At 74.4% G+C, this 18,945-nt stretch carries 2 protein-coding genes and 1 pseudogene; all 3 read right to left on the reverse strand.

Going from position 1 to position 18,945, the window contains the following annotated elements; genetic code table 11:
- Nucleotides 1-14: 14 nt before the first annotated feature.
- The 3 genes and pseudogenes from ACFYOB_RS14015 to ACFYOB_RS14025 all read right to left on the reverse strand — a co-directional run bounded on the left by ACFYOB_RS14015 (nt 15) and on the right by ACFYOB_RS14025 (nt 18,941).
- Complete coding sequence (locus ACFYOB_RS14015) at nt 15-4,949, reverse strand: type I polyketide synthase (protein WP_388559335.1); 4,935 nt, start codon at nt 4,947-4,949, stop codon at nt 15-17.
- A gap of 32 nt (nt 4,950-4,981) precedes the next feature.
- Nucleotides 4,982-8,251, reverse strand: a pseudogene (locus tag ACFYOB_RS14020) (type I polyketide synthase); the annotation flags it as partial.
- 283 nt (nt 8,252-8,534) lie between these two features.
- Nucleotides 8,535-18,941 (reverse strand): SDR family NAD(P)-dependent oxidoreductase, encoded by a 10,407-nt coding sequence (locus tag ACFYOB_RS14025; RefSeq protein ID WP_388559338.1) that lies wholly within the window; start codon nt 18,939-18,941, stop codon nt 8,535-8,537.
- Nucleotides 18,942-18,945 lie beyond the last annotated feature (4 nt).

Raw genomic sequence — 18,945 nt, forward strand, 5'->3', positions numbered from 1 at the left:
GGCCGCGCGGTCGGTCAGGTGAGGCCGAGTTCGTTGTCGATGAAGGCGAAGACGTCGTCGGCGGAGGCGGATTCCAGCTGTTCGCCAATGCCGTGCGCGCCGTCGGCCGTCGCGTCGAGGGTTCCGGTCAGCCGGGCCAGCAGGCTCTGCAGGCGGGCGGTGATGCGGGTGGCCTCGATCTCCTCCGCGGCGAGCGCCGCGGCGGCCTCTTCGAGGCGGTCCAGCTGGACCAGTACCGGCAGTTCGCCGGCGGTGTCGTCCTGGCAGAGCTCGGACCACAGGTGGGCCGCGAGCGCCCCGGGGCTGGGGTGGTCGTAGATCATGCTGGTGGGCAGGGGGCGGCCGGTGGCCGCGACCAGCCTCGTCCGCAGGTCGACGGCGGCGACCGAGTCGAAGCCGAGGTCGGTGAAGCCGCGGTCGGAGGGGACCTCGGCCGGGTCCTCGTAGCCGAGCAGCGCCGCCACGTGCGTTCGGACCAGGTCGAGCAGGGCCGCCCGCTGTTCGGGCTGGGACAGGCCGGCCAGTCGGCCGCCGAGGTCCGTGCCGTCCCCGCCGCCGGGCTGTGCCGGATCGGGGGCGAGGGCGGCGCGCGCCTCGGGCAGCGCGTCGAGGAGGGGGCGCGGGCGGGCGAGTACGTAGGTGGGGGCGAAGCGCTCCCAGTCGAACTCGGCGACCACGGCGTGCGAGGCCCCGCCGGCCAGGATGCGGCGCAGGGCGCCGACGGCCAGTTCGGGCCGCATCGCGGGGGCTCCGATGCGCCGCATGACGGCGGCCAGTTCGGCGTCGACCATGCCGCCGTCCCAGGAGCCCCAGGCCACGGAGGTGGCGGCGAGGCCGCGGGCGCGGCGCCGGTGGGCGAGGCCGTCGAGGTAGGCGTTGGCGCTGCCGTAGGCGGACTGTCCGGCGCTGCCCCACACGGCTGCGCCGGAGGAGAAGAGGACGAAGGCGTCCAGCGGGGTGTCCGCGAGGAGTTCGTCGAGGTGGCGGGCGCCGAGGACCTTGGCCGCGGCCACGTCGGCGAGGTCCGCGAGGGTGAGTTCGCCCAGGGGTGCGATGCGCTGGGGAAGTCCGGCCGCGTGGATGACCGCGGTGAGGCCGGGGAGTCCGGCGAGGAGGGTGCGTACGGCTTCGCGGTCGGCGATGTCGCACGCCTCGACGGATACCCGTACCCCCGTCTCCCGTATCTCCTCGGCCAGTTCCGCGGCTCCCGGGGCGTCCGGGCCGCGCCGGCCGACGAGGACGACGTGCTCGGCGCCGTCGGCGGCGAGCATGCGGGCGACGTGCGCGCCGAGCCCTCCGGTGCCGCCGGTGACCAGGACCGTGCCGCGGGGCCGCCACGGCTCGGCCGGGTCGGGGTGGGCGGGGCGCACCAGGCGGCGGGCGTACGTGCCTTGGGGCCGGACCGCGACCTGGTCCTCGCCGGTGGCTCCGGAGAGGGTGTCGCAGACCCGCAGCGCCATCCGTTCGGCTTCCGCGCCGGCCGGGTCGGTGGCCGGGAGGTCGACGAGGCCGCCCCATGTCCCGGGGCTCTCCAGGGCGAGGGCCGCGCCAAGGCCCCAGACGGCCGCCTGCGCGGGGTGTACGGGCCGGGCCGCCGCGTCGGCGTCGTCCGTGGCCACGGCCCCCCGGGTCACACACCACACGGGGGCGGTGACGTCGCGGGCGGCCAGCTCCTGGAGCAGGGCGACGGTGTCCGCGAGGCCCTGGGAGAGTTCGGGGTGGCCGGGGTGCGGGGTGTCGTCGAGCGCGAGCAGGCTCAGTACCCCGGCCGGCGCGGCGGGGAGCGGCTCCGGGAGGACGGGGCGCTCGGTGCCGCCGGTCTTCCGCAGTACGGGCGCGGCGCCGCGCGAGGTGAGCGCGTCCGCGAGCAGGGCGGCGAGGGGGCCCTGCCCGGGCGCGTGGAGCACGAGCCATTCGCCGTCGAGCGGCGCTGCCGGCGCGGGGTCGGCGACGGGCGCCCAGGCCACGCGGTAACGCAGCGCGTCGACGGCGGAGGCCTCGCGGCGGCCGGCCCGCCAGCTGGTGAGCGCGGGCAGTACGGGGGCGAGGGCGGCGGGGTCGAGACCGAGCCGTTCGGCGAGTCCCGCGGTGTCCTCGCGCTCCACGGCCTCCCAGAACTGGGACTCTCCCGGGTCGGCGCCGGGCCCTGTGGCGGGGGCCGCGCCGGGCTGTGCCTGCGCCCAGAAGTTCCGTCGCTGGAAGGCGTAGGTGGGCAGGTCCACGCGGCGGGGGCGGGATCCGGTGGCCGCGGTGAAGTAGGCGGCCCAGTCGACGTGGACGCCGCGGGTGTGGGCCAGGGCGAGGGCTCCGGCCAGTTCGCGCTCCTCGCCGCGGCCGCGGCGCAGGGCGGCGGCGAACACCGGCCGGTCCTCCGCGTCCCCGTCCTGGCCTTCGGTCCGGGCGGCGGCCAGGCAGTCGGGGCCGAGCGGGGTGAGCGCGGCGTCGGGGCCGAGTTCCAGGAAGGTGTGGACGCCCTTGTCCGCGAGGAGCCGTACGGCGTCGCAGAACCGGACCGTCGCGCGGACGTGGCGTACCCAGTAGTCGGCGGAGGCCAGGTCGTCCGCTCCGGCGAGCTCTCCGGTGACGGTGGAGACGATCGGCACGCGGGCGGTCCCGTACGCGACGCTCTCGGCGACGGCGCGGAACTCGGCGAGCATCGGCTCCATCAGCGGCGAGTGGAAGGCGTGTGACACCGCCAGGCGCTTGGTCTTGCGTCCCAGGGCGGCGAAGTGCTCCGCGACGGCGAGCACTTGTGCCTCCTCGCCGGAGACGACGACGGAGCGGGGACCGTTGAGTGCGGCGATGCCGGTCTCGGCGGTGAGGAGCGGATCCACCTCGTCCTCGGTCGCTTCGATCGCGACCATCGCGCCGCCTTGCGGGAGCTCGCGCATGAGCCGGCCGCGGGCCGCGACGAGGCGGGCGGCGTCGGGCAGCGTGAGCACGCCGCTGACGTGGGCGGCGGCCAGTTCGCCGATCGAGTGGCCTGCGAGGAAGTCGGGCCGCACTCCCCAGGACTCGATGAGCCGGTAGAGGGCCACCTCGCAGGCGAACAGGGCGGGCTGGGCACGGCCGGTGTCGGCGAGCAGCTCGGCGTCCTCGCCCCACATGGTGTCCCGCAGGGGGGTGTCGAGGTGCTCGTCGAGGGCGGCGACCGCCTCGTCGAAGGCGCGCGCGAACACCGGGTGGGCGGCGTGCAGTTCACGTCCCATACCGAGCCGCTGGGCGCCCTGTCCGGTGAACAGGACGGCCGACAGCGCGTCGGGCCGGGCGACGCCGGTGACCGTGCCGGGTGCGGGGAGGGCCGGGTCGGCGGCCAGGCCGCGCAGGGAGCGGGCCAGCTCGTCGTGGGTGCCGGCGACGACCACGGCGCGGTGTTCGAGCGCGCCCCTGGTGGTGGCCAGGGACCAGGCCGTGTCGGCGAGGGGGTGGAGCGGGTGGGCGTCCACGTGGCCGGCGAGGCGGCCGGCCTGCGCGGCGAGGGCTTCGCGCCGCCGCGCGGAGACGAGGAACGGCAGGGGGCGGGGGGTGTCCTGGACAGCGCTGCCGTCGGTCCCGGCGCCGACGGCCTCCGCCTCGGGCCCGGCCTCGGCCTCGGGGGCCGGGGCCTCCTCCACGATGACGTGGACGTTCGTGCCGCTCAGGCCGAAGGACGACACCCCGGCGCGCTTGGCGTGGCCGCGGTCCGGCCAGGCGATCGGCTCGGTGAGCAGACGTACGCTGCCGGCGCTCCAGTCGACGTTGGGGCTCGGCTCGTCCACGTGCAGGGTGCGCGGCAGCACGCCGTGGCGCATGGCCTGCACCATCTTGATGACTCCGCCGACACCGGCGGCGGCCTGCGCGTGGCCGATGTTCGACTTGAACGATCCCAGCCACAGCGGCTGGTCGGCGGGCCGTTCCCGGCCGTACGCGGCGATCAGGGCCTGCGCTTCGATGGGGTCGCCGAGGGTCGTCCCGGTGCCGTGCGCCTCGACGGCGTCGACGTCGGCGGGGGTCAGCCGCCCGGAGGCGAGTGCCTGCTGGATGACCCGCTGCTGGGAGGGCCCGTTGGGGGCGGTGAGGCCGTTGGAGGCTCCGTCGGAGTTCATCGCCGAACCACGGACGACGGCGAGGACCGGGTGACCGTTACGCCGCGCGTCGGACAGCCGCTCGACGAGGACCATGCCCGCGCCCTCGGACCAGGTGGTGCCGTCCGCGGCCGCCGCGAAGGACTTGCAGCGCCCGTCGGGGGCCAGGCCGCGGTCCTGGCTGAAGCCGACGAACGAGTCCGGGCTCGCCATCACGGTCACTCCGCCGGCGAGCGCCATCGTGCACTCCCCGGTCCGCACCGACTGGACGGCGAGGTGGAGGGCGACGAGGGAGGAGGAGCAGGCGGTGTCCACGGTGACCGCGGGGCCCTCCAGGCCCAGCGAGTACGCCACGCGCCCGGAGGCCACGCTGGCGAGCCCGCCGGTACCGCCGCCGCCCGGGTAGTCGTGGTAGACCACACCGGCGAACACGCCGGTGCGGCTGCCCTTGAGGGAGGTGGGGTCGATCCCGGCCCGTTCGATCACCTCCCAGGACACCTCCAGCAGCAGGCGCTGCTGCGGGTCGGTGTCGCGGGCCTCACGCGGGCTGATCTTGAAGAAGTCGGCGTCGAACTCCCCCGCGTCGTGCAGGAACCCGCCTTCCCGGCAGTACGTCTTGCCGGGCGTCGCCGGCTCCGGGTCGTACAGGGCGTCCATGTCCCAGCCGCGGCCGTCCGGGAAGAGCGAGACCGCGTCCCGTCCCGCGTCCACCAGGTGCCACAGGTCCTCGGGCGTCGTGATGCCGCCCGGGAAGCGGCATCCCATCGCGACGATGGCGACGGGCTCGTGGTGCTGCTCCTCGGCCTCCCGCAACTGGCGCCGGGTGCGCTGGAGTTCCGTGGTGGCGCGCTTGAGATAGTCCCGGAGCTTCTCGTCGTTGCTCATCGAACCTCAACCAATCTAGAGCTGATCGCTGGCTAGGAGATGCCGAATTCGCTGTCGAGCACGTCGAACAGCTCCTCGTCGGTGACCGTTTCGAAGTCGGGGCCGTCGTCGGCGGGTCCGGCGCCCCGGGCGTCGCGCCAGCGGCGTACGACGGCCTCCAGCCGGGCGGTGATCGCGTCGGCGCGGGCGCCGATGACCCCGGTGTCCCCGCCGGTGGCGGGGAATCCGGTGAGCACCGCTTCGATGCGGTCGAGTTCGGCCAGCGCGGCGGCGGCCGGATCACCGCCCACGGGCTCGGCCTCCATCCGCTCGCCGAGGTGGGCGGCGGCGGCCCGGGGGGTCGGGTAGTCGAAGATCAGGGTGGCGGGCAGGTCGCATCCGCTCGCCGCGGTGAGCCGCTTGCGCAGTTCCACGGCGGCCAGCGAGTCGAAGCCCATGTCACGGAAGGCGAGGTCGGCCTCCACGGCGGTGGCGGAGGTGTATCCGAGGACGGCCGCGACATGCGTACGCACCAGCGCCAGCAGGATCCGGCCGCTCTCGGCGGCGTCGGCTCCGTCGAGCTCGGCCCGCAGGGCCTCGGCGGCCTCCCGGGACTCCTCGGCCGAGGGGACCTCGTGGGCGGGCGGGGCGACGGGGGCGGCTGTGGAACCCGCGGCGTCGACCCAGTAGCGGGTGCGCTGGAAGGGGTAGGTGGGCAGGTCGACGCGCTGGGCGCCGGTGCCTGCGTAGTACGCCTCCCAGGAGACGCGCACGCCGTCCACGTGCAGCTGCGCGAGGGCCGTGACCAGGGTCTGCGGCTCGGGACGGCTTCTGCGCAGGGCCGGTACGAGGACGGCGTGGGCGCTCTCGTCGCCGTCGAGGCTCTGGCTGGCGAGACCGGTGAGGATCCCGTCGGGCCCGATCTCCAGGAAGCGGGTGACGCCTTCCTGTTCCAGCGTGCGCACGGCGTCGGCGAAGCGGACGGCCTCACGGACCTGCCCGACCCAGTACTCGGGCGACCGCCAGTCCGCGCCGCAACGCTCACCCGTCACCGTCGAGACCGCCCCGACCCGCGGCTCGGTGTACGTCAACTGCTGTGCCACGGACCGGAATTCGTCCAGCATCGGGTCCATCAGCGAGGAGTGGAACGCGTGCGAGACCGACAGCCGGCTGGTCTTGCGTCCGGCCGCGGTGAAGTGCTCACCCACGGCCAGCACCCCGTCCTCGGCGCCCGAAACGACCACGGATTCGGGCCCGTTGACCGCCGCGATACCGACACCGTCGGTCAGCAGCGGCAGCACCTCCTCCTCGGTGGCCTGCACGGCGAGCATCGCGCCACCCGCGGGCAGTGCCTGCATCAGTCGGCCTCGCGCCACCACCAGCCGGGCCGCGTCCGCCAGCGACAGCACCCCTACCGCGTGGGCGGCCGCCAGCTCACCGATCGAATGCCCGGCCACCGCGTCGGGCTTCACACCCCACGCCTCGACCAGCCGGAACAACGCCACCTCAAGCGCGAACAGCGCGGGCTGGGTGACCGCGGTCGCGTTCAGCGCCTCCGCGTCCTCACCCCACACCACCTCACGGAGCGGCCGCCCCAGATGCGGGTCGATCTCCGCACACACCGCGTCGAACGCCTCCGCGAACACCGGGAAGGACTCGTACAACTCCCTTCCCATCCCCAGCCGCTGCGCACCCTGACCGGTGAACAGGAACGCCGTCCTGCCACCTCGCCGGATCTGCCCGGTCACCACCCCGGGGGACTCCTCGCCCGCCGCGAGCGCGGCGAGCGCGCTGCCGCGGTCACCCACCACCACCGCCCGGTGGGCGAAGGCGGTACGCGAGGTGGCCAGGGAGAACCCGACGTCGACCGCCCCGGCCTCGTCGAGGTCCGCTCCCCGCAGGCGCTCGGCCTGCGCGGCCAGCGACTGCGGGGTCTTCGCCGACATCACCCACGGCGCGACGGGGACTGCGGCCCGCACAGCCGGCTCCCCGGCGCCTGCGGGCGCCTCCTCGACGATCACGTGGGCGTTCGTCCCGCTGATGCCGAACGACGAGATTCCCGCCCGCCGCACACCGGCCCCGGCCTCCCACTTCCGGGCCTCGGTGAGCAGTTCCACGCTTCCCGCGGACCAGTCGACCTGGTCCGAGGGCTCGTCCACGTGCAGGGTCGGCGGCAGTACGCCGTGGCGCAGGGCCATCACCATCTTGATGACGCCCGCGACACCCGCCGCGGCCTGGCTGTGCCCCATGTTCGACTTGATGGACCCCAGCCACAGCGGCCGTTCCACGGGCCGGTCCTGCCCGTACGTCTCCAGGAGGGCCTGCGCCTCGATCGGGTCACCGAGGGTCGTGCCCGTGCCGTGTGCCTCGACCGCGTCGACCTCGGCCGCCGAAAGACCGGCATCCGCCAGCGCGCGGCGGATCACCCGCTGCTGCGCCGGGCCGTTCGGGGCGGTCAGCCCGTTCGACGCGCCGTCCTGGTTCAGCGCCGAACCCCTGACCACGGCCAGCACCCGGTGTCCGTTGCGCCGCGCGTCCGAGAGCCGCTCCAGCAGCAGCACCCCGGCGCCTTCCGAGCAGGCGACGCCGTCCGCCGAGGCGGCGAAGGACTTGGACCGGCCGTCGGCGGCCAGGCCCTGCTGGGTGCTGAAGTAGACGAACATGTCCGGCGTGGACATGACGGTGACCCCGCCGGCCAGGGCGAGATCGCACTCGCCCGACCTCAGCGCCTGGGCCGCCATGTGCAGGGCGACCAGCGACGACGAGCAGGCCGTGTCCACGCTCACCGCCGGGCCTTCGAGACCCAGCGTGTAGGCGACCCGCCCCGAGACCACGCTGCCCGCGGTGGTGCTGCCGGGCTCCCGGCCCAGGGCGTAGTCGTGGTACATCACACCGGCGAACACGCCGGTCGAGCTGCCCTTGAGGGTGGTGGGGTCGATGCCGGCGCGCTCGATCGCCTCCCAGGACACCTCCAGCAGCAGCCGCTGCTGCGGGTCCGTCATCAGCGCCTCGTTCGGGCTGATCCCGAAGAACACCGGGTCGAACTCGGCGGCGTCGTAGAGGAATCCGCCTTCACGGGCGTACGTCTTGCCCGGCGTGCCCGGTTCCGGGTCGTAGACCTCCGGGTCCCATCCTCGGTCCTCCGGGAACCCGCCGATGGCGTCGACGCCTGCGGAGACGAGCTGCCACAGCTCCTCCGGGGTGGTCACCCCGCCCGGGTAGCGGCAGCCCATGCCCACGATGACGATCGGGTCGCCGTGGTGGGAAGGGCGGCGGCTCTCGGCCTCGGCGAGGCGGCGTCGGGCGTCACGCAGGTCGGACGTGGCCCGCTTCAGATACTCGAGAAGCCGCTCCTCGTTGCTCACCGAGACCTACTCCCTCTGGTCGGACATACCGTGGCGACTCATTTGTCTTACCTGGCAGTTCAGTTGATCGGTTGGAACGCTACTGAGCTGCCGGAAGGGCGGCCTACCCTTAACCCACCCCTGCCGCGGGGGCCTGCGGACGAGGGGGAGAGCGCGCGAAAGGCCGGGGTGCGTGACGGCTGTCGTGCAGCTGTCACGCACCCCGGCCTGGGGTGACGCCGGTCCGCCTCGGGTCAGGCGGTCAGGGGGTCGCGGGGGTGCCGAGCTCGTTGTCGAGGATGTCGAACAGCTCGTCCGCGGTGACCTCGTTCAGGTCCTCCTGGCCACGGTCCGGGATCTCCGGCGTGGCATACCCCTGGGCGTCCATCAGTGGTCCGTCGAGCCTGCCTGCCAGTTCCCGCAGCCGCTCGGCCAGCCGCGCCCTGTCGGGGCCGGCGGGCGGGGCGGCGGTCATCAGGAGGGACGCCAGCCTTTCCAGGTCGGACTCCACCCCCGATGCGGGTACGGCGGGCACAAGACGCGCGGCGATGTAGGCGGCGACCTCCGCCGCACTCGGGTAGTCGAAGATCAGCGTGGCGGGCAGCCGCAGCCCGCTGGCCGCGTTCAGCTGGTTGCGCAGCTCCACCGAGCCGAGCGAGTCGAAGCCCAACTCACCGAAGGCACGGTCGGGTTCGATGGCGTCGCCGGAGGCGTGACCGAGTACGGCCGCCGCGTGGCCCCGTACGACGTCCAGGATGATCCGGTTCCGCTCCTCCTCGTCATGCCCTGCGATGCGCTCGGCCAGCGGGGCGCCGGCCGTGGACGCCCGCCCCGCCGCGGCCCGCTTGCGCGTGGCCGGGACCAACCCCCTGAGCAGGGCGGGCAGTTCGTCGCTCCGGGTACGCAACGCGGCCGGGTCCACCTGGAGCGGGACGGTCACCGGCCTGCCCGACGCCAGCGAGGCGTCGAACAGGGCGAGCGCTTCCTTCTCCGACAGGGCGGGCGTGCCGGCTCGGCGCATGCGCTCCAGGTCCGCTTCGGTGAGGTGGGCGGCCATGCCGGTGCTGACGTCCCAGAGACCGAAGGCCATCGCGGTGGCCGCCAGCCCCTCGGCGCGGCGGTGAGCGGCCAGTGCGTCGAGGAAGACGTTGGCGGCCGCGTAGTTGCCCTGGCCGGCCGCCAGCACCAGGCCGCCGGCGGAGGAGAACATGACGAACGCCGACAGGTCCAGGTGCCGGGTCAGCTCGTGCAGGTGCCAGGCCGCGTCCGCCTTCGGGCGCAGGACGGCGTCCATGCGCTCAGGGGTGAGGGCGCCGACCACACCGTTGTCCGCGACGCCCGCGACATGCACCACACCCGACAGCGGAGCCGCCGGATCCACACCGTCCAGCAGGGCGGCGAGCGCCTCCCGGTCCGCGACATCGCAGGCCGCGACCGTGACCCGCGCACCCGACCCCGTCAGATCGGCGACGAGTTCGCCGACGCCGGGCGCGTCCGCGCCCCGCCGGCCGGCCAGCAGCAGATGACGCACCCCGTGCTCGGCGACGAGGTGGCGGGCCACCAGGGCGCCCAGACCGCCGGTGCCGCCGGTGATCAGAACCGTTCCCGTGCTGTCCCACGCGGGCCCGGTGTCATCCGTGTCGGCCGTCAACCGCGACAGCCTCGGAACCAGCACGTCACCCGCGCGTACGGCCGACTCCGGCTCACCCTGGGACAGGGCCGCGCCGATATCGACCGACCCGTCGGTGTCCACCAGCACGAACCGGCCCGGGTTCTCCGCCTGCGCCGCACGCACCAGACCCCACACCGGAGCCTGCCGCACATCGACGGCCTCTCCGTCCACGACGGCCACCGCACCCCGCGTGACCACCGCCAGCACCGCGCCGTCGGCGCGGTCGTCCGCCAGCCACTCCTGCACCGCTGTCAGGACCCGCTGCGCGTGGATCCGTACGTCCGCGAGCACGTCGGCGGTGGCCGGCACCGCGGCACAGTCCAGGACCACGGCCTCGGGCGCGGCAGCCGGAGCGAGCGGCGGGGCGGGCTGCCACTCCACGTGGAGCAACGCGTTTCCGGTGCCCGCGGTCAGCTGTTCCGCCGACACGGGCCGGGAGAGCAGGGACTCGACCGACAGCACGGGATTGCCGTGCTCGTCGGCGACGGTGAGCGAGAGGCCGTCCTGCTGGGCGACGGGGGTGATCCGCACCCGCAGGGCCTTGGCTCCCGGGGAATGCAGCGCGACTCCGTTCCAGGCGAAGGGCAGCAGGGTCTGTCCGCCGCCCTCGCGGCCCGGAATGCCGAGCAGGCCGACGTGCATGGCCGCGTCGAGCAGGGCGGGGTGGAGCCCGAACCGGGCGGCGTCCTCGTGGGCCCGCTCCGGCAGGGACACCTCGGCGTAGAGGGCGTCGCCGAGCCGCCAGGCCGCCTTGAGGCCCTGGAAGACGGGCCCGTAGTGATAGCCGACGGCGGCGAGGTCCGGGTAGGCGGCGGAGACGGAAAGCTCCTCGGCTCCCGTCGGCGGCCAGTTGGTGAGCGCCTCCCCGGAGACCGCGGGCGGCGGCGACAGCACGCCTTCGGCGTGGCGGGCCCACGGCAGGTCCGGCTGGTCGTCGGCGCGCGAGTGGACCGCCACGGTCCGGCGCCCCGTCCCGTCGGCCGGGCCGACGACTACCTGGACGGCGAGGCCGCCCCGATCGGGCAGGATCAGCGGAGCCTGCAAGGTGAGTTCTTCGAGCAGTCCGCAGCCCACCTGAACGCCTGCGCGTACCGCCAGCTCCACGAAGCCGGTACCGGGCAGCAGGACGTTCCCCAGGACGTCGTGGTCGGTGATCCAGGCGTGGCTGCTCGCGGACAGCCGGCCTGTGAGTACCGCTCCCCCGTCGTCGGGCAGCTCGACGGCGGCCCGCAGCACGGGGTGGTCGATCCCGACCTGCCCGGTGTCGGCAGTTCCGCCGACCGCCGAAGGAGCCGTCATCCAGTAGCGGGTGTGCTGGAAGGCGTACGTCGGCAGGTCGACGCGGCGGGCGCCGGTACCGGCGTAGAACGCCGCCCAGTCCACGGCCACGCCGTGGACGTGGAGCTGGGCGAGAGCCGTGATCAGCGCCTCGGGCTCGGGGCGGTTCTTGCGCACGGCCGCGACGAGCAGGCTGTCGTCCAGGCTCTGCGCGGCGAGGCCGGTCAGGATCCCGTCCGGACCGATCTCCAGGAACCGGGTCACACCCTGCTGCTCCAGCGCGAGCACCGCGTCGGCGAAGCGCACCGCCTCACGGACCTGCCCGACCCAGTACTCCGCCGACCGCCACGCCTCGGTCAGCTCACCCGAAACCGTGGACACGACCGGCACACGAGGAGCGCTGAAGGTCAACGCCTCGGCAACGGACCGGAACTCGTCCAGCATCGGGTCCATCAACGCCGAGTGGAACGCGTGCGACACCGACAGACGGCTGGTCTTGCGGCCGGCCGCCGCGAAGTGCTCACCCACGGCCAGCACCCCGGCCTCGACACCCGAGACCACCACCGACCGCGGACCGTTCACCGCCGCGATACCGACACCATCGCCCAGCAGCGGCAGCACCTCCGCCTCCGTGGCCTGCACGGCCAGCATCGCGCCACCCGTGGGCAGCGCCTGCATCAGACGGCCACGCGCCACCACCAGCCGCGCCGCGTCCGCCAGCGACAGCACCCCGGCGACATGCGCGGCCGCCAGCTCACCGATCGAATGCCCGGCCACCACGTCAGGCTTCACACCCCACGCCTCGACCAGCCGGAACAACGCCACCTCAAGCGCGAACAGCGCCGGCTGGGTCATCGCGGTCGCGTTCAGCGCCTCCGCGTCCTCACCCCACACCACCTCACGCAGCGACCGCCCCAGATGCGGGTCGATCTCCGCACACACCGCGTCGAACGCCTCCGCGAACACCGGGAAGGAGGCGTACAACTCCCGCCCCATGCCGAGGCGTTGCGCACCCTGGCCGGTGAACAGGAACGCAGTCCGGCCCTTCGCCACCGCCCCGCTGACCATGCCCGGGTACTGCTGCCCCGCGGCCAGCGCCGCGAGGGCGCCCGGGCGGTCATCGCCCACGATCACCGCCCGGTGCTCCATGGCACCGCGCGAGGTGGCGAGGGCGTGCCCGATGTCCTCGGGACGGTAAGCGTCCGCCACCGCGAGCAGCCGCTCGGCCTGGCCGGCCAGCGCCTTCGCGGACTTCGCCGACAGCACCCACGGCACGACGGGCAGTCCGGCCCCCTGCTCGTCGGCGGCTTCGGCCACGGCGTCCCGCGGCGCCTCCTCGACGATCACGTGCGCGTTCGTCCCGCTCAGCCCGAACGAGGAGACGGCGGCCCGGCGCGGCCGGTCCGGTGCGTCCCACTCTCGCGCCTCGGTCAGCAGTTCCACGTCACCCGCCGACCAGTCGATCTGGTCCGAGCGCTCCTCGGCGTGCAGGGTCGGCGGCAGCACACCGTGCCGCATCGCCATCACCATCTTGATGATGCCCGCGACACCGGCGGCCGCCTGCGTGTGACCGAAGTTGGACTTGACGGAGCCCAGCCACAGCGGCTGCCCCTCGGCGCGCCCCTGTCCGTACGTGGCCAGCAGCGCCTGCGCCTCGATGGGGTCGCCCAGCCGGGTACCCGTGCCGTGCGCCTCCACCGCGTCCACCTCGGCCGCCGAAAGACCGGCGTCCGCCAGGGCCTGCCGGATCACCCGCTGCTGCGCGGGACCGTTCGGCGCGGTCAGACCGTTCGACGCGCCGTCCTGGTTCAGCGCCGAACCGCGCACCGTCGCCAGGACCGGGTGCCCGTTGCGCCGGGCGTCCGAAAGCCGCTCCAGGAGCAGCATTCCGGCTCCCTCGCCCCAGCCGGTACCGTCCGCGCCCGCGCCGAAGGACTTGCACCGGCCGTCCAAGGACAGGCCGCGCTGCTCGCTGAAGTACACGAGCATGTCGGGCGTGGACATCACCGTCACACCGCCCGCCAGGGCCAGGGAGCACTCCCCCGACCTCAGCGCCTGCGCCGCCATGTGCAGCGCGACCAGCGAGGACGAGCACGCCGTGTCGACCGTCACGGCGGGGCCCTCCAGCCCCAGGGTGTAGGCGACCCGGCCGGAGACGAGACTGCCTGCTGTGCCGCCCGCGTAGTCGTGGTACATCACACCGGCGTACACGCCCGTCCGGCTGCCCTTGAGCACGCCCGGGTCGACTCCCGCGCGCTCGATGGCCTCCCAGGAGATCTCCAGCAGCAGCCGCTGCTGCGGGTCCATGGTCAGCGCCTCGCGCGGGCTGATCCCGAAGAACGCCGGGTCGAACTCGGCCGCGTCGTAGAGGAAACCTCCGTCGCGGGCGTACGACTTGCCCGGCACGCCGGGTTCCGGGTCGTAGACGCCCGGATCCCAGCCCCGGTCGTCGGGCAGGGGGGCGATCGCGTCCACGCCGTCGGCGACCAGCCGCCACAGGCCGTCCGGCGTGGTCACCCCGCCCGGGTAGCGGCAGGCCATGCCGACGATCACGATCGGGTCGTCGTCCGTGGCGCGGACGACGACGGCCGCCCCCTGCGCGGAGCCCGCGTCCGGGGTGCCGTCCAGGAGTTCCCGCACGTGCGCCGCGGCCGCTTCGGCCGTCGGGTAGTCGAAGATCAGCGTGGCCGGAAGCCGCAGTCCGGTGGCCGAGTCGAGCCGGTTGCGCAGTTCGACGGCGGTCAGCGAGTCGAAGCCCAGCTCGTCGAAGGCGCGCCCTGGTTCGATGGCGTCGCCCGAGGCGTGTCCCAGGACCGTCGCGACCGTCGTACGGACCAGGTCGAGCACGGCGGCCGCGCGGTCCGCTCCGGTCAGACCGGCGAGCCTGCCGCGCAGTGCCGGGGAGCCGGATCCGGTACGGGTCGTCCGGCGGCCCGGCGTGCGTACGAGGCCGAGCAGCAGGGCGGGGATCCCGTCGGCGTGAGCGCGCAGCACGCCGAGGTCCAGGCGGACCGGCACGGTGGCGGCGGCGCCCGATCGCAGCGCGGCGTCGAAGAGGGCGAGGCCGCGGTCGGCGGGGATGGCGGGGGTGCCCGCCTGGCGCATCCGCTCCAGTTCGGCGGAGCCGAGCCGGGTGCCCATGCCGCCCGCGGTGTCCCACAGCCCGAAGGCCATGGAGACGGCGGCGAGTCCGCCGGCGCGACGGTGGGCGGCCAGGGCGTCGAGGAAGGCGTTGGCGGCGGCGTAGTTGCCCTGTCCCGTCGAGCCGAGGGTGCCGGCGACGGACGAGAAGAGGACGAACGCGGTGAGGCCGAGGCCTTCGGTCAGCTCGTGCAGGTGCCAGGCGGCATCCGCCTTGGGGGCGAGGACGCCGGTCACGCGCTCGGCGGTGAGCGAGGTGATCATCGCGTCGTCGAGTACGCCCGCCGCGTGGACGACTCCGCGCAGCGGGTGCGCGGGATCCATCCCGGCCAGGAGCGCCGCGAGGGCGTCCCGGTCGGACACGTCGCACGCGGCGACCGAGACGCGCGCGCCCAACTCCTCCAGACCGGCGACGAGTTCGGTGACGCCCGGTGCGTCCGCGCCCCGCCGGCCGACCAGCAGCAGATGCCGGACCCCGCGCTCTGTCGCCAGGTGCCGGGCCACCAGGGCGCCCAGGCCGCCGGTGCCGCCGGTGACGAGGACCGTCCCGTCCGGGTCCCACACGGTCTCGGGTCCGGTCGCGGCCGCGACCCGGACCAGCCGGGGAACCAGTACCCGGCCGTCGCGTACGGCCGACTCCGGTTCGCCCTGGGCCCGTACGAGGCCGGAGCCCTCGGCCCCGTCCTCCGTGTCCAGGAGCACGAACCGGCCGGGGTTCTCCGCCTGCGCCGCCCGCACCAGGCCCCACACCGGTGCCTGGCGCACGTCGACCGGATCGCCGTCACCGACCGCGACCGCACCGCGCGTGACGACCACGAGGGTCGACGCGGCGAACCTCTGGTCGGCCAGCCACGTCTGCAGTACCTCCAGGACCCGGCCGGCGAGGGCGTGGACGGCGGACGGCACGTCCTGGCCGGTCACCGCGCACTCCAGGACGACCGTGTCGTCGACGGGGCCCTCGGCGGGCACGTCCTCCCACCGCGTCCACTCACCCGGGGCGGCGGTGTCGGCCGCCGGCTGCCATACGACGCGGTAGAGCGGGTCCGCGGCAGGGCCGCCGGTCCCGGACTCCTCCACGGCGCGGCCGACGACACCACCGACCGCGGCGACCGGGGCGCCGCCCGCGTCCGCGATCTCCAGGGAGAGGCTCTGCGGGGTGGGCCGGGAAATGCGTACGCGGGCCGCCGACGTGCCGGCCGCGAACAGCCGGACGTCCTTCCAGACGAACGGCAGGACCGTGGCGCCGTCGTCGCCGTCGGCGCCGTCCACCAGCGCGGCGTGCATCGAGGCGTCCAGCAGCGCCGGGTGCAGCCCGTACGCGTCCGCCTCGTCGCCGACGGACTGGCCCAGCGTCACCTCGGCGTAGACGGCTCCGTCCTGCCGCCAGGCGGCGGTCAGGCCCTGGAAGGCCGGCCCGTAGGCGAGACCGCGCTCGCTCAGGGCCTCGTACGCGCCGTCGAGAGGGAGCGGAACCGCGCCGGGCGGGGGCCAGGCGGCGGCCAGGTCGAAGGCGGGCGTGTCCGCGCCTTCGGCCAGTACGCCTTCCGCGTGCAGGTTCCAGTCGGAGTCCGGGAGGCTCTCGTCCCGCGCGTAAACCCCGACCGAGCGGCGCCCGGTCCCGTCTGCCGCGCCGACGACCACCTGTACGGCGACGGCGCCGTCCTCGGGCAGTACGAGGGGCGCGTGCAGAGCGAGCTCTTCGAGGACGTCGCAGCCCGTGTGGTCGCCCGCGCGGATCGCCAGTTCCACGAATCCCGAGCCGGGGAAGAGGATCGCGTCCCGGACCACGTGGTCGGCGAGCCACGGCTGCGCGGCGACGGCGAGCCGTCCGGTGAGGACGGCGCCGCCGGAGTCGGCCAGGGTCACCACCGCGCCGAGCAGCGGGTGCGCGTGGGCCGTCGCCGCCCGCACCGCGTCGATCCAGAAGCGGGTGCGCTGGAAGGGGTAGGTGGGGAGGTCGACGCGCTGGGCGCCGGTGCCTGCGTAGTACGCCTCCCAGTCGACGCGTACGCCGTCCACGTGCAGCTGCGCGAGGGCTGCGACCAGCGCTTCGGGTTCGGGGCGGCTGCGGCGCAGGGCCGGTACGAGGACCGCCTGGTCGAAGGTGGCGCTCTGCTGGGCGAGTCCGGTGAGGATGCCGTCGGGGCCGATCTCCAGGAAGCGGGTGACGCCCTGCTGTTCCAGCGTGCGCACGGCGTCTGCGAAACGGACGGCCTCACGGACCTGGCCGACCCAGTACTCGGGCGACCGCCACGCCTGGCTCGGCCCGCCCGTCACCGTGGACACGACCGGGGTCCGCGGCTCGGCGTACGTCAACTGCTGTGCCACGGACCGGAACTCGTCCAGCATCGGGTCCATCAGCGAGGAGTGGAACGCGTGCGAGACCGACAGCCGGCTGGTCTTGCGTCCGGCCGCGGTGAAGTGCTCACCCACGGCCAGGACCCCGTCCTCGGCGCCCGAAACGACCACGGATTCGGGCCCGTTGACCGCCGCGATACCGACACCATCGGTCAGCAGCGGCAGCACCTCCGCCTCCGCGGCCTGCACGGCCAGCATCGCGCCACCGGCGGGCAGTGCCTGCATCAGTCGGCCACGCGCCACGACCAGCCGGGCCGCGTCGGCGAGCGACAGCACCCCTACCGCGTGTGCGGCGGCCAGCTCACCGATCGAATGCCCGGCCACCACATCGGGCTTCACACCCCACGCCTCGACCAGCCGGAACAACGCAACCTCAAGCGCGAACAGCGCGGGCTGGGTGACCGCGGTCGCGTTCAGCGCCTCCGCGTCCTCACCCCACACCACCTCACGCAGCGGCCGCCCCAGATGCGGGTCGATCTCCGCACACACCGCGTCGAAGGCCTCGGCGAACACCGGGAAGGACTCGTACAACTCCCGCCCCATGCCGAGGCGTTGCGCACCCTGACCGGTGAACAGGAAGGCGGTCCGCCCGCCGGTCCGTGCCTGGCCGGTCACCACGCCGGGGTGTTCCTCGCCCGCCGCGAGGGCGGCGAGCCCGCACTCGCGGTCGCCGACGACCACGGCCCGGTGTTCGAACAGGGTGCGGGAGACCGCCAGGGAGTGGCCGACGTCCACCGGCCGGAGCGCGCCGTCACCACCCACCCCCGCGAGGAGGCCCGCCGCCTGGTCCGCCAGGGCCTGCGCGGTCTTCGCGGACACCGGCCACGGCAGCACCGGCGGCAGCGATCCCGCCGTCACCTCCTCGGACGCCGGCTCCTCGGCCGGCGCCTGCTCCACGATCACGTGCGCGTTGGTCCCGCTCAGCCCGAACGAGGAGATCCCCGCACGCCGCGGCCGACCCCCGGCCTGCCATTCCCGGGCCTCGGTGAGCAGTTCCACGCTTCCCGCGGACCAGTCGACCTGATCCGAGGGCGCGTCCACGTGCAGGGTCCGCGGCAGCACTCCGTGCCGCATCGCCATGACCATCTTGATGATGCCCGCGACACCCGCCGCGGCCTGCGTGTGCCCGAAGTTGGACTTGACGGAGCCCAGCCACAGCGGCCGCTCCGCAGGGCGCCCCCGCCCGTACGTGGCCAGCAGCGCCTGCGCCTCGATCGGGTCGCCCAGCCGGGTGCCCGTGCCGTGCGCCTCGACCGCGTCGACCTCGGCCGCCGATATCCCGGCGTCCGCCAGGGCCTGGCGGATGACCCGCTGCTGCGCCGGACCGTTGGGGACGGTCATGGCGCTGGACGCGCCGTCCTGATTGACGGCCGAGCCGCTGACCAGCGCGAGCACCGGGTGCCCGTTGCGCCGGGCGTCGGAGAGCCGCTCCAGCAGCAGGACGCCCGCGCCCTCGCCCCAGCCCGTGCCGTCCGCGGCCGCCGCGAACGGCTTGCAGCGGCCGTCGGGCGCGAGACCGCGCTGCTCGCTGAAGTACACGAGCATGTCGGGCGTGGACATCACGGTCACACCGCCCGCCAGGGCCAGGGAGCACTCCCCCGACCTCAGCGCCTGCGCCGCCATGTGCAGCGCGACCAGCGACGACGAGCACGCCGTGTCCACGGTGACCGCCGGACCTTCGAGGCCGAGCGTGTACGCGGTGCGGCCGGAGACGAAACTGCCCGCGCTGCCGTCCGCGTAGTCGTGGTACATCACCCCGGCGTACACACCGGTCCGGCTGCCCTTCAGCGTGGCCGGGTCGACCCCGGCCCGCTCGATGGCCTCCCAGGAGATCTCCAGCAGCAGCCGCTGCTGGGGATCCATGGTCAGCGCCTCGCGCGGGCTGATCCCGAAGAACGCCGGGTCGAACTCGGCAGCGTCGTACAGGAACGCGCCGTCGCGGGCGTACGACTTGCCCGGCACCCCGGGCTCCGGGTCGTAGACGCCCGGATCCCAGCCCCGGTCGGCCGGGAAGCCGGACACCGCGTCCGTTCCGTCGGCGACGAGCCGCCACAGGTCCTCCGGCGTGCCGGCCCCGCCCGGGTAGCGGCACGCCATCGCCACGATCGCGATCGGGTCGTTGCTCGCGGCGGTGAGCCGGGCGTTCTCCTCGCGCAGCCGCTCGTTGTCCGTGAGTGACTTGCGCAGCGCTGCTACGACCTGTTCCACCGATGTGCTCACGTCA

The organism is Streptomyces sp. NPDC006463, from assembly GCF_042870715.1.
GTDB lineage: Bacteria > Actinomycetota > Actinomycetes > Streptomycetales > Streptomycetaceae > Streptomyces.

Coding starts and splice junctions, on each gene's coding strand:
- ACFYOB_RS14015 (WP_388559335.1), bottom strand. CDS start 4,949: ATGAGCAACGACGAGAAGCTCCGGGACTATCTCAAGCGCGCCACCACG.